This window comes from Silvimonas soli (assembly GCF_030035605.1).
Classification (GTDB): Bacteria; Pseudomonadota; Gammaproteobacteria; order Burkholderiales; family Chitinibacteraceae; genus Silvimonas; species Silvimonas soli.
Window position 1 is genome coordinate 1988261 of record NZ_CP106736.1, and the last position, 13204, is coordinate 2001464.

The following is a 13204-nucleotide window of genomic DNA, read 5'->3' on the forward strand; positions in this document are numbered from 1 at the left end:
AAACGCCCGGCACCGTGTGGTGACGCGCAATAAAAAGCCCTGCAGCTGCAGGGCTTTTTTGTTTTCGGCGTTGAGCATTGTCGCAACACCGTTCAATCAATCATCCGGCGCATCGGTCAGATCCGGAAACAATACGTCCAGAAAACCAAAGCGCGTCATGTCCCGGATACGCTGCGGGTACAACACACCCCACAGATGATCACATTCATGCTGCACCACGCGGGCGTGGAAGCCTTCGGCAATGCGGTCGATGGCGTGACCGTGCTGATCAAACCCTTGATAGCGGATGCGGGTATAACGTGGCACTTCACCACGCAACCCCGGCACCGACAAGCAACCTTCCCAGCCAGACTCTTCCTCATCGCTCAGCGGCGTAATCACCGGATTAATCAGAATGGTTTGCGGCACCGGCTTGGCGTCGGGGTAACGCGGGCTGGCTTCAAAACCAAAAATCACCACCTGCAAGTTAACGCCAATCTGCGGGGCGGCGATGCCCACGCCGTTATAGGCATGCATGGTGTCGAACAGGTCTTCGATCAACATATCCAGTTCAGGGGTATCAAAGGCCGCAACCGGCAGCGATGGCTCCTGCAGGCTCGGCGTTCCCATTTTCAGCACCGTACGTACGGTCATTTTCAGTTGCTCCAGCCCGCTGGGCTCACAAAGTGTGCAGATTGCGGTCCCATAAAAAGGACGCGCGGCGGCGGCTGCCGCTACAATCGACATATTCCCAAAACAATAGCTGGCTGTCATGTCCCATGCCGCGAACGCGGTCCCCGAGTGGGTGCCGTCGGCCCGCAAGTTATTACGCCGCAGTCGCGAAGGCGCGCTGGCAACGCAATCAGCCCAGCTGGCCGGGTTTCCGTATGCGTCCTGGCTGCCCTACGCCTGCGATGAAACGGCCAGTCCACTGTTTGTGATCAGTCGTCTGGCTGAACATACCCAGAACCTCCTGACCGATGGCCGGTCCAGTCTGCTGGTATATGACAGCACCGACGACGCCGTTGCTGCCGAACGTGTCACGCTGGTCGGCATTGCGCGGCCGGTTGCCGCCACGCCCTTGCTTATGGCTCGACTCCAGCGGTATCAGCCACAGGCAGCGCAATTTCTGGCGTTGGGGGACTTTTCGGTCTGGCGCTTGCAGGTAGACGTTCTACGCTACATTGCCGGATTCGGGCGCATGGGCTGGAGCAACAGCGAACAGTGGCAAGCCGCACCGGTTTTATCGCTGGAAGACGAACACGCGCTGTTGAGTGAACTGGCCCCACAAAGTGAGGTATCACTCATCGGCGTAGATTTTGACGGGATGGATGTCCACCGCAATGGCAGGTTCATCCGTTATGCCTTCGAAACCTGCCCGACCGATATCCCAGCGCTGCGCGAAGCGGTACTCGCCCAACTGCGTGCCGGCTGATCATCGTGGCCAATTTTAATAACGTATTAACTGATTAGTGGATTCGGAGTAATCGATGACCCAACGCATTCTGTTCGTTGAGGATGATCTGGAACTGGCCGGTTTGATCGGCGGTTTCCTGAAGAACTTTGAATTTGAAGTAGAACACCTGGCTGACGGCAACCACGTGATCGAAAACGTGCGCGCCAATCCGCCCACACTGATTTTGCTGGACCTGATGCTGCCCGGCAAAGACGGCATGACCATCTGCCGCGAACTGCGCGAGTTCTATACCGGCCCGATTGTGATTCTGACCTCGCTCAATAGCGACATGAACCAGATTCTGGGGTTTGAGATCGGCGCCACCGACTACGTGGTCAAGACCACGCCGCCGTCGGTACTGGTGGCTCGCATCAAAGCGCATCTGCGTCAGTCCACCGGCACCGTCACCCCGACCATCAGCGCCGCCAAAGATGACCGCACCACCACCAACTTTGGTCATCTGATCATTGATTCGCGCAACCGCACTGCAACTTACCGCACCGAGCCGCTGCATCTGTCGACCGGTGACTTTGACTTGTTGTGGGAGCTGGCCAGCCACGCTGGGGAAATCCTCTCGCGCGATCATTTGCTCAAGCGTTTGCGCGGGATTGAATACGACGGGCTTGATCGCAGTGTGGACGTGGCGATTTCGCGTTTGCGCAAGAAACTGGCAGATGATCCGATCGAGCCACGCAAGATCAAGACCATTCGCCATAAAGGCTATTTGTTTGCGACCGACATCTGGTGGCAAGAATAAGGCCTGCTGCCAGGAAGTGAACCGGATGCCCCCGGCGCCAGGATCCGACCTCACCCGGTCCTGCGCGGGCGTGGCATCCCTGCCGGAGCGCCGTGACTGACCATGTCTGCCCGCCCACGTCGCCATCGCCTGACACGTCTGACTTTAACCCTGCGCCGTTCCCGGCGTTCTTTCCCGGCGGGTTTTGCAATGCGCCAGCTTTTTTTGCGTTTCTATCTCACGGTTGTGCTGTGTTTTCTGGCCTCGGCGTTAATCATCGGCGGCCTGTACAAGCACATGATCGAGCGCATCAACCAGCATTACCTCACCGATATCTTCCAGACCACCATCAGCATTGTGGAAGAAGAACTGGGCGATTTGCCGCAATCAATCTGGCATAGCGAAATCAGCCGGCTGCGCGGCAAGCTGCCGGTGCCAGTCGAAATTGAGCAGCTGGATGCCTACACACTCAGCCCGCCCAACCGCAAGGCGCTGGCTGATGGCGACATCATTTTGCTGGAAGATGAAGACATCTATCTGCACCGCATTCCGGACACCCAACTGATTGTCGTGCTGGGACCGGTGCCGTATCTGAACCGGCTGGACAATATTTCCTGGCCCGACATTCTCGGTTTGCTGCTGATGTGCGCGGCGCTGGGCTTGCCCACGTGGTTATGGCTGCGACCGTTCTATCGTGATTTGCGCTCGCTGATTCGCCAGAGTCGCAAAATGGGCAGCGGTGACTTTCAAGTGCGCGCCGAGCTTTCCGAGAACTCGCCGCTGTCGACACTGGGCTCCACCTTCAACCGCATGGCGCACGACGTGCAAGAGCTGACCGCCAGCCGCCAGCAAATGATCGACGCCATCTCGCACGATCTGCGTACACCACTGGCCCGCATGCGTTATCGGCTGGAAGCGCTCAAAGCCGGCGCTGAAACGGACTCGCAAGCCGCAGGTATGGAGCGCGATCTGGAACAGATCGATCAGCTGGTCGAAGAATGGCTCACGCTGCGCAAACTGGAACGCTCGCAACTCAAGCTGGAAGTCCAGCCCATTGAAATGCTGCCGTGGCTGGAGCGCCAGCTGACTGAACTGGCCGTCGGCGGCACGCCGGTGCCACTGGAAAACGCCACCGGTATGCGTGCGCCGCTGATGTCGGCCGATAGCTATTATCTGTCGCGCGTGCTGGGTAATCTGATCAGCAACGCCCGCCGCTATGGTGGCGGCAAAATCCAGGTGGTATTGACCTGGTCCGACGGCGTAGCGCGCCTGATGGTGGACGACAACGGCCCCGGAATTCCCGAAGCAGAACGCGAACGTTTGTTGCAGCCGTTCGAGCGACTGGAAAGCAGCCGCAACCGGACTACGGGCGGATATGGCCTGGGTTTGGCGATTGTGGCCATGGTCATGCGCGGGCACGGCGGCAATTTGCGCATAGAAACCTCACCGTTGGGCGGGGCTCGCGCCTTGTTGTTCTGGCCAACGAACATGAAAGACGCCGATAAACTGTAAGTTAAAGGGCTGATGCCACCCCATCAGCCCTTTGAATTGTAAGGAAAAACCAGCCCCACGCTGGTGCGGCTAATAACAAAAAGAACGATTCATGCACCGCCGAAGTACATTCAGTTACAACACGCAACCATCCCCGCACTGACCGCACGCTCGCAATTCTCAATAATCCACTCCAACACGAAACACACGTGTCCCGCATTCCTCAAAATATTGTTGGAGAAACACCATGAACAAGTTGGTTGCTGCTCTCGTCGCTACCATGTTTGCCGGCGCCGCTGCTTTTGGCGTTGCTGCTGACGCTCCTGCTTCCACCGTTAAATCGGTGAAGGTTGAAAAACACGCTCACAAGAAGGCTTCCGGCGCTACCGAGCAAAAAGCTCAAGCGAAGAAGGCTTCCGCTGCTTCCGTAGCACAAAAGGCTCAAGCCAAGAAAGCTTCCGCAGCTTCCTCGGTACAAAAAGCACAGGCCAAGAAGGCTTCTGCTGCTTCCGTAGCGCAAAAGGCTCAAGCCAAGAAAGCTTCCGCAGCTTCCTCGGTACAAAAAGCACAAGCCAAGAAGGCTTCTGCTGCTTCCGTAGCGCAAAAGGCTCAAGCCAAGAAGCACAAGGCTTCGGCAGCTTCCGCAGCTCAAAAAGCACAAGCCAAGAAGCACAAGGCATCCGCTGCTTCCGTAGCTCAAAAAGCACAAGCCAAGAAGCACAAGGCATCCGCTGCTTCCGTAGCTCAAAAAGCACAAGCCAAGAAGCACAAGGCATCCGCCGCTTCCGTAGCTCAAAAAGCACAAGCCAAGAAGCACAAGGCATCCGCCGCTTCCGCAGCTCAAAAAGCACAAGCTAAAAAGCACAAGGCATCCGCTGCTTCCGTAGCTCAAAAAGCACAAGCCAAGAAGCACAAGGCATCCGCCGCTTCCGCAGCTCAAAAAGCACAAGCCAAGAAGCACAAGGCATCCGCTGCTTCCGTAGCTCAAAAAGCACAAGCCAAGAAGCACAAGGCATCCGCTGCTTCCGTAGCTCAAAAAGCACAAGCCAAGAAGCACAAGGCATCCGCTGCTTCCGTAGCTCAAAAGGCTCAAGCCAAGAAGCACAAGGCTTCGGCAGCTTCCGCAGCCCAAAAAGCTCAAGCTAAAAAGCACAAGGCTTCCGCTGCTTCCGCAGTGAAGGCATCCGCAGCTAAGTAATTGGCTCCGGTAATACCAACAAAAACGGGGACTTCTGTCCCCGTTTTTGTTTTTGAACTACCCGGCGTGCCAGGCGTCTGCCACCTAGGCACAAAGCCTGACGTGGGGTCAGCGCTATTTCCCTGGTTTAGTTGGACTGGTTTTCGAGGTTTCTCATGAAGTGGTTAATCGTTCTGCTCTCTTTTGCCGCCGCTTTGGCTCACGCCAACCCTGAGCAAGAACGCAAGGCGCTGTTTTTTGGTCACGATGACCGCGTGTTTATTCCCGCACCGTATGCTGCGCCGTTCAATGCGATTGGCGTATTGCAGACCGAAAAACAAAGCGAATGCACCGCGACGCTGATTTCCCCCACTACCGCCGTTACCGCTGCGCATTGTTTTTTGATGGAAGGCCGCACCGTTGATCCGGGTCGCTGGTTCCTCGCAGGTTTTAACAAAGGCAAATACACCGCCCGTTATCGCGTGGTCAGCCAGATTTTTAATCCCCGCTTTCAAGCCGGGCTGAAATACAAAGGTGATGATGTCTACATCATGCCTGCCGCCGCGCCCTACGATATGGCCATCCTGAAACTGGAGCTGGTTGATGGCACCGCACCGCAGCCTATCCCCGCTTTCAGCGGCAATCGCGCTGAGCTTGAAGCGCTGCTCAAGCAAAGCAAGTTCACGGTCACCCAGGCTGGTTTTGCCGAAGACCACGACGACGCGCTCACTGCGCACCGTGGTTGCAGCATCACCAAGCTACGTAGCAACAACACGATTTATCACCGCTGCGACACCTTGTCTGGCGACAGCGGCTCGCCCATCTGGGTGGAAACAGCTCACGGCCCGTTGCTGATTGGCGTGCAAAGTTCGGCGCCAGACTGGTTCAATCGCAAGATCGCCGACAACGTTGGCGTTACCGTCTTGCAAATGCCGGTACTGCCGCAACGTTAAGCCAGCAGCAGCCGGAGCGGACAGCAGCATGCCATTTCGCTACAATGGCATGCTATTCCCTTGATTTTCGAGCAGAAGATGGATATTCAGGCATACATGCAGGATGTTGGTCGTAAAGCACGCCAGGCCAGTCGCGCCATGGCCAAGGCTGACACCCGCGCCAAAAATGCTGCCCTGGAAGCAATTGCCACCGCTGTTGAACGCGATGCTGCGTTGCTGATCGCCGCCAATAACCAGGATATGGAACAAGCCCGCGCTGATGGCCTTGAACCTGCCCTGCTCGATCGTCTGCAACTGACTGAAAAAACCATTCGCACCATGGCCGAAGGCCTGCGTCAGATCGCCTCTTTGCGTGATCCGGTGGGCGAGATGGGCGATTTCAAATATCAGCCTTCCGGCATTCAGGTCGGCAAGATGCGTGTGCCGCTCGGCGTGGTTGGCATCATTTATGAAGCCCGCCCCAACGTCACCGCTGATGCGGCCGGGCTGTGCATCAAATCCGGCAATGCCACCATCCTGCGCGGTGGGCGCGAGGCGTTCCACTGCAACCAGGCGATTGCCAAGCTGGTGAAAGAAGGCCTGGCCGTGGCCGGTTTGCCGGAAACCGCCGTACAGATTATCGAAACACCCGATCGCGCCGCCGTGGGCGAGTTGATCACCATGGCCGAGTTCGTGGATGTGATCGTGCCGCGTGGCGGCAAGAGCCTGATTGAGCGCGTGGCCAAAGATGCCCGCGTGCCGGTGATCAAGCATCTGGATGGCATCTGCCACGTCTACATTGATGAAGAAGCGGATGCCGACAAAGCTATTCGCATTGCCGATAACGCCAAAACGCATCGTTACGCGCCCTGCAACACCATGGAAACGCTGCTGGTGAATGCCAAGGTGGCGCAAGCCATTCTGCCGCCACTGGCTGACATTTATCGCGCCAAGGGTGTGGAACTGCGCGGTTGTGCAGCCACGCGCGATATCCTGCCTGACGCGATTCCGGCTACTGAAGAAGACTGGCGCACCGAATACCTGGCGCCGATTCTGTCGATCAAGATCGTGAACGATCTGGACGCGGCCATGGACCATATCAACACTTATGGTTCGCACCATACCGACGCCATCGTCACCGAAAACTATTCCAAAGCGCGCCGTTTCTTGCGTGAAGTGGATTCGGCTTCGGTGATGGTCAACGCCTCTACCCGTTTTGCCGATGGCTTTGAATACGGGCTGGGTGCAGAGATTGGTATCTCCACCGACAAAATCCACGCCCGCGGCCCGGTTGGGCTCGATGGTCTGACCAGCGAAAAATGGATTGTGCTCGGTAACGGAGAAGTCCGCGTTTGAGTACCCCTGATATAGCCATGCCGCCGAAAGCCACTTTGGGTATTTTCGGCGGCACCTTTGACCCGATTCACAATGGCCACCTGATCCTGGCCCGGGCCTTGCGCGATACGTTCGCCTTGCCCGAAGTACGGCTGATCCCCACCGGTTTGCCACCGCATCGACCGGCCCCACCGGTTTCGCCGCAGCAACGTTTTGACTGGGTGAACCAAGCCCTGGCTGGCGAATCCGGGCTGACAGCCGACGACCGGGAGGTGCGCCGAGACGGCTACTGTTATACGGTAGATACCTTGGCCGAGTTGCAACAGGCTCTGCCGGATACCTTGCTGGTGTGGTTGATCGGGGCAGATTCGTTCCACCACCTGACCACCTGGCAGCGCTGGACCGACCTGCTTGAAGCCGGTCATATGGTGATTGCCGCACGTCCCGGCTACGATTGGACTAAGCTTTCTGAAGAACTCACGCGGGTATTGCAATCCCGCGAAGTGCCAGCGCAAACCGACGCGTTGGGCAAAGGCAGGATCAGCATCCTGCCAACTCCGCTCATGCCGTTTTCTGCTACCGATCTGCGCGAAAAACTCGCGCGCGGTGAAGATATCAACGGCCTGACTCCGGTCGCCGAAGCCATTCGGCAGTCCGGGCTTTACCTAACTTGAAGCGGTTTTACCGCCGGATGGGCAAACGTCAGTCAGACTTGTTTGCCGGTTCCGTCGGTCACCGCAGGATATGGATGCATGAACGAACACACACAGCAGATGCGCGACGTTGCCGTAGCGGCACTGGAAGATATCAAGGGCAAAGAAATCCTGGTCCTGGATACCACGCAGCTCACCGATCTTTTTGATTGCATGATCGTCGCCACCGGCGAATCAAACCGCCAGGTTCGCGCCCTGGCCAACAACGTCAGTGTTGAGCTCAAGGCCAAGGGTTTTGAGATCGTCAGCACCGAAGGCGAAGACTCCGGCGAATGGGTACTGGTCGACGCGGGTGATCTGGTCGTGCACGTGATGCTGCCGCCAGTACGCGACTACTACGACCTGGAACAATTGTGGGGCGGCCAGAAGCCAACCTTCAATCCGCTGGGCAAGAGCTGGTCTGCGGTATAAGGCTTGAATGCAAAAGACCGGTTTGACCCGGTCTTTTGTGTTTCTGGCGCGGCCACAAACCGGCTGCCGCTGACAACGCGCTAGAGCCTGAAACGCCCCAGCGTGGTAGTCAGGTTGCTTGCCACCTGATGCATTTCTTCTGCCTCCGCCGCCGCCTCGCGCGACGCGGCTTCGTTCTGCACGATCATCTGCGTCACACGTTCCACGTTGGTGGCAATCTCATTACTGGCCTGGCTTTGCTCGCGCAGCGCGCCGGTAATCTCACGCGTCACCCGCAATACCTCACTGGATGCACCTTCAATCCGGCGGATGGCTTCGCCTGCCTCATTCGCCATATCCACGCCCTGCGTCACCCGTGATTGCGTCATCTGGATGTTCCTGGACGTGTCGTTGGCACTGGTCTGGACGGCTTCAATGGTACGGCTGATTTCCTGGGTTGATTGCGCTGTACGCTCCGCCAGCTTGCGTACTTCGTCCGCGACCACCGCAAAGCCACGGCCTTGTTCCCCGGCGCGCGCAGCTTCAATGGCCGCGTTCAGCGCCAGCAAGTTGGTTTGATCGGCCACTTCACGAATCACCTGCACCACGCTGGCAATCGCGCCGGTTTGCTGCGCAGTGGCTTCAATCACTTTGGCGGTTTCATCAACCTGATTCGCCACGCCCTGGATTTCCGTCACGGTGCGGGCGATCACCTGGCCGCCTTGACGCGACAACGCCGCGCTTTCGTCCGTGCTTTCCAGCGCCGTCTGCGCACTGGCCGCAATATGATTCACACTCACGGTCAGTTCTTCCAGCGCCGCTGCCATGGTCGTCGTGGCATCACTCTGGCGGGCCGAGCCCTCGGCGATCTGCCGGGACGTCGCTTTAAAGCGGGCGGCAATCTCGTTCACCCCGCGCGCTTCTTGCTGGATTTCTTCAATCATGGCCCGCAGCGCATCGCGCATTCGCGACATGGCTATCAGCATGCTGCCTGGCGCTGCATTGCTGATCTTCAGCGGAAACGACAAATCACCGTCGGCAATGGCCTGTGCCGCACGAACAGCCAGTTCCGGCTCACCGCCCAATGGCTTGAGTACCAGATGCCGCAATAACGCCAGCAATACCAACAGCAGCAAGACCGCCACCAGCACTGCACTGGCACCAATCACCAATGCGCGCTGACGGGCGATCTGGTTGACCTCAGATTCCGGCCACATCGCCACCACTTTGAATTGCCAGGCATCAAACGGGCGCTCGACCTTGGCCCAACCCGCAGGCGTACTTTCGACCACCTGCTGCGCGGTGGCGTCGTCTACCCCGGAGGAATGAAAGCGCACTTTGCCTTTGTCATCGACCACCGCCACAAAGCCACTTTGCAGCAAACGCGTCCGCCCGACCGTGGTTTGCAGCGGCGTCAGATCCACTTTGTAACCGACATACCAGATGCCGATCACCGCATTGGCGGCATCGCGAATCGGTTCATAGCCGGTGATATACGGGTTGCCCAGAATATCCACCTGCCCATAAAACGGCTGGCCCTGGCGGATGGCAGCGATGGCACGGCCCTTTGGATCAAGCATGGTGCCAATGGCACGCACGCCGTCCTTTTTGACGTTGGTAGACACGCGCACGAAGTCTTCACCGGAACGGGAGAACAACGTGGCCGTCCCGCCCATGATGTCGAACAGGCCATCGACCAGCTCAAAATGATTGGCTTGCGGCTGCGTACCTAACAGTAATTCGGGGACTTGTTTGTCTTTGACTGCCACCGCAGGCCCGGCGGCGGGAACGCCCGTCGCTATACCGCGCGACTTGAGCAGCTTCATGGAGGCCTGAACCCGCGCTTGCATCTGATCGTTGGTCAGCTGCAGTTGATCGACCGCATTTTGGGCGGCCTGTTCAGCTTGGGCATCGGTTTGTTGATGAACGCGATCGCTTTCGTTCAAGGCAAACAGCAGCGCGCCTCCCAAAATAACCGGAAGTAAAATCGCAGCAACAGCCGTGGCAACACGACCCTGCAAAGAGTGCGGCATGGGGAATCCTGGTTGTATCAGCATTTTATAATGCGCGAATTATGCCAAATGAATGCTGAGTACGTGACAGTACGACTTGTTCACCGACAAACGGCGACAATCCAGATAATTTAAACCGCGCAAACCTTTGCTAGCGTGAAGTGGCCAGCAGAATATCTGCCACCCAATCCACAAACACCCGCACACGGGCAGACAAGCGCCGGTTTTGAGCATAGACCACGGAAACCGGCAGCGGCGCCGCCCGATATTGCGGCAAGACTTCCTGTAACTCGCCGCTGGCCAACAGCTCCTGTAAACCTGCGTGCGGCGCTTGAATCAGCCCCAGCCCGGCTTGGCAACAAGCCACGTAGGCCTCCGAGCTACTAACCGAGATCAGGCTGCGCATCCGTAGCGTGCGCGACTCACCGGCCACGAAGTATTCCCAATCCAGATCACGTCCGGCGCGGCTGGAATGAAAATTCACCGCCAGATGCGAAGCCAGATCTGCCAGCGTTTGAGGCGTGCCGTGCTGTTCCAGATAACTACGCGAGGCGCAGTTGATTTGCTCGATCATGCCAACGCGGCGTGCCATTAATGTGGAATCGGCCAGCGGCCCCACGCGCACGGCGCAGTCCACACCCTCGCCGACCAGATCGACAAACCGGTCCGACGCGCCAAAACGCAGCTGGATATCCGGATAACGAGTGAAGAAATCCGGCAGGTGTGGAATCACCTCAAACCGCGCCATGCGCTCGGGCATATCCACCTGAACAACGCCCGTGGGTTGCTGCGTGGCGCCACTGAACAAGGTTTCGGTCTCCTCGAGTTCGGCAACCAGCCGGGTGCAGCGCTCCTGATATAACAAGCCTTCCTGCGTCAAACTGACCCGGCGTGTGGTGCGCTGGAATAACTGCGCGCCAAGGCGTTTTTCCAGAGACTGAATGGCATTGCTGACCGTAGCGCGCGGCAAATGCAGCCAGTCCGCCGCTTTGGTGAAGCTGCCAAACTCGGCCACTTTAAGAAAAACCTGCATGGCCTGAATGCGATCCATTGCTGAGCTCTGAGAGGTTGATACATTAATTGTTATTTACATTCGGATAATAAATCCAGTTTTGCGGTATTTATCCAGGTATCGCGATCAATAACAATGCACTCCAACGCGCTGGCCTCTGCCCCAACAGAGAATCATCAAACGCAAGCACAGGGTTACTACACTGAGGCATCGACAAATATCTGCCGCTGCCCATCCACTGTTTTGAGACTGGAGTTTGACAATGCAAACACGACAACTTGGTAAGACCGGCCCGCTGACCTCTGCGCTGGGTCTGGGCTGCATGGGCATGTCTGGCATGTATGGCCCGGCGGACGAGGCCGAAAGTATCTCCACCATTCACGCCGCGATGGACGCAGGTGTGGTTTTGCTGGATACCGGTGATTTTTACGGCATGGGTCACAACGAAATGCTGATCGGCAAAGCGCTGCAAGGCAAAAACCGTGATCAGGTACAGATCAGCGTCAAATTTGGCGCACTGCGTGATCCGGCGGGCGGCTGGTCTGGTTATGACTCCCGCCCGGCGGCGATCAAGAATTTCCTCGCCTATACGCTGACGCGCCTGGGTGTGGATCACATTGATATCTATCGCCCCGCCCGGCTGGACCCGAACGTGCCGATTGAAGAAACCATTGACGCGATGGCCGATCTGGTCAAAGCGGGTTACATCCGCCATATCGGTTTGTCTGAGGTGGGCGCGCAAACCATCCGCCGCGCTGCGGCAGTAGCGCCCATTGCCGATCTGCAAATTGAATACTCGCTGATCTCGCGCTCGCTGGAATCGGACATTCTGCCCGCCTGCCGAGAACTAGGCATTGGCATCACGGCTTATGGTGTGTTGTCGCGCGGCTTGATCAGTGGTCACTGGACGCCAGAACGGTCACTGCAAAAGGGTGATTTCCGCGGCGTGAGCCCACGTTTTTCGGGCGACAACCTGGTCCACAACCTAGCACTGGTAGATACGCTGCGTGGCATTGCGCAAGCCAAAGGCGTCACCGTGGCGCAGATTGCCATTGCCTGGGTGCTGGCGCGTGGCGAGGATATCGTGCCACTGGTGGGTGCCCGCCGGCGTGAACGTCTGGCCGAATCATTGGCCGCGCTGGATGTACAGCTGAGCGCCGCAGATCTCGCACAAATCGAGAACGCCATCCCCGCCGATGCCGCCGCCGGTGAGCGTTATCCGGCAGCGCAACTGGCGCATATGGATAGCGAAAAACACGGCTGATCCAGCTAATGTGTATGGCCGGGTGAGTTAACTGCCTGGCCATTTCAGATCGCCATTCACATCAATTGCGACAGCGGTTCAATCGTCCGCCTGACCACCGCGATAATCGCGCGCCACGTCTTTGCGATGCTGCAAAACACCGCGCTGATGCGCTTCAAACAACTTGGCGGGCAGCGCCGGTTGTTCTTCTATGTGCCGATAGCGGCCCAGCTTGAACAGCGTCATCAAACTGGCCTCGGCAAAGTGCAAACCACCGCCAATCAACACGCCCAGCAAGACCTCACCGGTGCGAAACAGCGCGGTCAGTTCCGGCGTGACGTCAGTTGAAGACGTTAACAACACCAAAGGCGCGGTCCACAAACAGACCCGGATGGTCGGGCGCCCTTTTGCGATGACAGCGCAAATACCCACCGCCAGCGCCAGCTGCCACGCCAACGGCACGTTTAGCCACAAACCTGAGCGATGAACGATCAAGGCAATCAGCGCGCCCAGCAAGGTGCCGATAATCCGCCCGGACATGGAGTCGCGCGTGGCGTGGATGTTCTCTTGCGAAACGATCAGCGCCGACATCGACGCCCACACCGGATGCGGCAACTGCAGTACCAACGCCAGCAAATATGCCAGCGTGGCCGATCCGGCGCAGCGGATCACAAAGCTCACCATGTCAAACGCGCGGTGGCGGAACTCGACTTCCATTGCTACTCCCG

Annotated in this window: 13 protein-coding genes; 9 read left to right on the forward strand and 4 right to left on the reverse strand. The window is 57.8% G+C overall.

The window, feature by feature from the left end:
• Window positions 1–96: 96 nt before the first annotated feature.
• Window positions 97–633, reverse strand: coding sequence for a peptide deformylase (def, locus tag N7220_RS09135; protein WP_283151140.1), 537 nt, complete (start codon window positions 631–633; stop codon window positions 97–99).
• 118 nt (window positions 634–751) lie between these two features.
• Here def and N7220_RS09140 point away from each other — a divergent pair, with 118 nt between their 5' ends.
• From N7220_RS09140 to rsfS, 8 genes are all read left to right on the forward strand, one after another.
• Window positions 752–1414, forward strand: a complete 663-nt coding sequence (locus N7220_RS09140; protein WP_283151141.1) for a HugZ family pyridoxamine 5'-phosphate oxidase — start codon at window positions 752–754, stop codon at window positions 1412–1414.
• 55 nt (window positions 1415–1469) lie between these two features.
• Window positions 1470–2192 (forward strand): two-component system response regulator RstA, encoded by a 723-nt coding sequence (gene rstA / locus N7220_RS09145; RefSeq protein WP_283151142.1) that lies wholly within the window; start codon window positions 1470–1472, stop codon window positions 2190–2192.
• A gap of 189 nt (window positions 2193–2381) precedes the next feature.
• Window positions 2382–3683, forward strand: coding sequence for an ATP-binding protein (locus N7220_RS09150; protein ID WP_283151143.1), 1302 nt, complete (start codon window positions 2382–2384; stop codon window positions 3681–3683).
• A 226-nt stretch (window positions 3684–3909) separates the two neighbouring features.
• On the forward strand, window positions 3910–4860 hold the full coding sequence (locus N7220_RS09155) for a hypothetical protein (RefSeq protein WP_283151144.1): 951 nt from the start codon (window positions 3910–3912) through the stop codon (window positions 4858–4860).
• 155 nt (window positions 4861–5015) lie between these two features.
• Complete coding sequence (locus N7220_RS09160; protein ID WP_283151145.1) at window positions 5016–5792, forward strand: trypsin-like serine peptidase; 777 nt, start codon at window positions 5016–5018, stop codon at window positions 5790–5792.
• Between the two features lie 78 nt (window positions 5793–5870).
• On the forward strand, window positions 5871–7127 hold the full coding sequence (locus tag N7220_RS09165) for a glutamate-5-semialdehyde dehydrogenase (RefSeq protein WP_283151146.1): 1257 nt from the start codon (window positions 5871–5873) through the stop codon (window positions 7125–7127).
• Complete coding sequence (nadD, locus tag N7220_RS09170; protein ID WP_283151147.1) at window positions 7124–7780, forward strand: nicotinate-nucleotide adenylyltransferase; 657 nt, start codon at window positions 7124–7126, stop codon at window positions 7778–7780. The genes N7220_RS09165 and nadD overlap by 4 nt, the downstream gene beginning before the upstream one ends.
• 78 nt (window positions 7781–7858) lie before the next feature.
• Window positions 7859–8230 carry a ribosome silencing factor gene (gene rsfS, locus N7220_RS09175; RefSeq protein ID WP_283151148.1) on the forward strand — a complete coding sequence of 124 codons (372 nt, stop codon included), beginning with the start codon at window positions 7859–7861 and terminating at the stop codon, window positions 8228–8230.
• Between the two features lie 80 nt (window positions 8231–8310).
• Here rsfS and N7220_RS09180 read toward each other — a convergent pair whose 3' ends face one another.
• A complete protein-coding gene (locus tag N7220_RS09180) occupies window positions 8311–10242 on the reverse strand; it encodes a methyl-accepting chemotaxis protein (RefSeq protein ID WP_283151149.1) in 1932 nt (643 codons plus the stop codon).
• A 130-nt stretch (window positions 10243–10372) separates the two neighbouring features.
• A complete protein-coding gene (locus N7220_RS09185; RefSeq protein ID WP_283151150.1) occupies window positions 10373–11272 on the reverse strand; it encodes a LysR family transcriptional regulator in 900 nt (299 codons plus the stop codon).
• 223 nt (window positions 11273–11495) lie between these two features.
• Here N7220_RS09185 and N7220_RS09190 point away from each other — a divergent pair, with 223 nt between their 5' ends.
• A complete protein-coding gene (locus N7220_RS09190; protein WP_283151151.1) occupies window positions 11496–12497 on the forward strand; it encodes an aldo/keto reductase in 1002 nt (333 codons plus the stop codon).
• 78 nt (window positions 12498–12575) lie between these two features.
• Here N7220_RS09190 and N7220_RS09195 read toward each other — a convergent pair whose 3' ends face one another.
• Window positions 12576–13193 (reverse strand): FUSC family protein, encoded by a 618-nt coding sequence (locus N7220_RS09195; protein WP_283151152.1) that lies wholly within the window; start codon window positions 13191–13193, stop codon window positions 12576–12578.
• Between the last annotated feature and the right edge of the window lie 11 nt (window positions 13194–13204).

Excerpts from the sequence above, each read along its gene's own strand:
- def (WP_283151140.1), bottom strand. The coding sequence starts at position 633 with ATGACCGTACGTACGGTGCTGAAAATGGGAACGCCGAGCCTGCAGGAG.
- N7220_RS09140 (WP_283151141.1), top strand. The coding sequence starts at position 752 with ATGTCCCATGCCGCGAACGCGGTCCCCGAGTGGGTGCCGTCGGCCCGC.
- rstA (WP_283151142.1), top strand. The coding sequence starts at position 1,470 with ATGACCCAACGCATTCTGTTCGTTGAGGATGATCTGGAACTGGCCGGT.
- N7220_RS09150 (WP_283151143.1), top strand. The coding sequence starts at position 2,382 with ATGCGCCAGCTTTTTTTGCGTTTCTATCTCACGGTTGTGCTGTGTTTT.
- N7220_RS09155 (WP_283151144.1), top strand. The coding sequence starts at position 3,910 with ATGAACAAGTTGGTTGCTGCTCTCGTCGCTACCATGTTTGCCGGCGCC.
- N7220_RS09160 (WP_283151145.1), top strand. The coding sequence starts at position 5,016 with ATGAAGTGGTTAATCGTTCTGCTCTCTTTTGCCGCCGCTTTGGCTCAC.
- N7220_RS09165 (WP_283151146.1), top strand. The coding sequence starts at position 5,871 with ATGGATATTCAGGCATACATGCAGGATGTTGGTCGTAAAGCACGCCAG.
- rsfS (WP_283151148.1), top strand. The coding sequence starts at position 7,859 with ATGAACGAACACACACAGCAGATGCGCGACGTTGCCGTAGCGGCACTG.
- N7220_RS09180 (WP_283151149.1), bottom strand. The coding sequence starts at position 10,242 with ATGCCGCACTCTTTGCAGGGTCGTGTTGCCACGGCTGTTGCTGCGATT.
- N7220_RS09185 (WP_283151150.1), bottom strand. The coding sequence starts at position 11,272 with ATGGATCGCATTCAGGCCATGCAGGTTTTTCTTAAAGTGGCCGAGTTT.
- N7220_RS09190 (WP_283151151.1), top strand. The coding sequence starts at position 11,496 with ATGCAAACACGACAACTTGGTAAGACCGGCCCGCTGACCTCTGCGCTG.
- N7220_RS09195 (WP_283151152.1), bottom strand. The coding sequence starts at position 13,193 with ATGGAAGTCGAGTTCCGCCACCGCGCGTTTGACATGGTGAGCTTTGTG.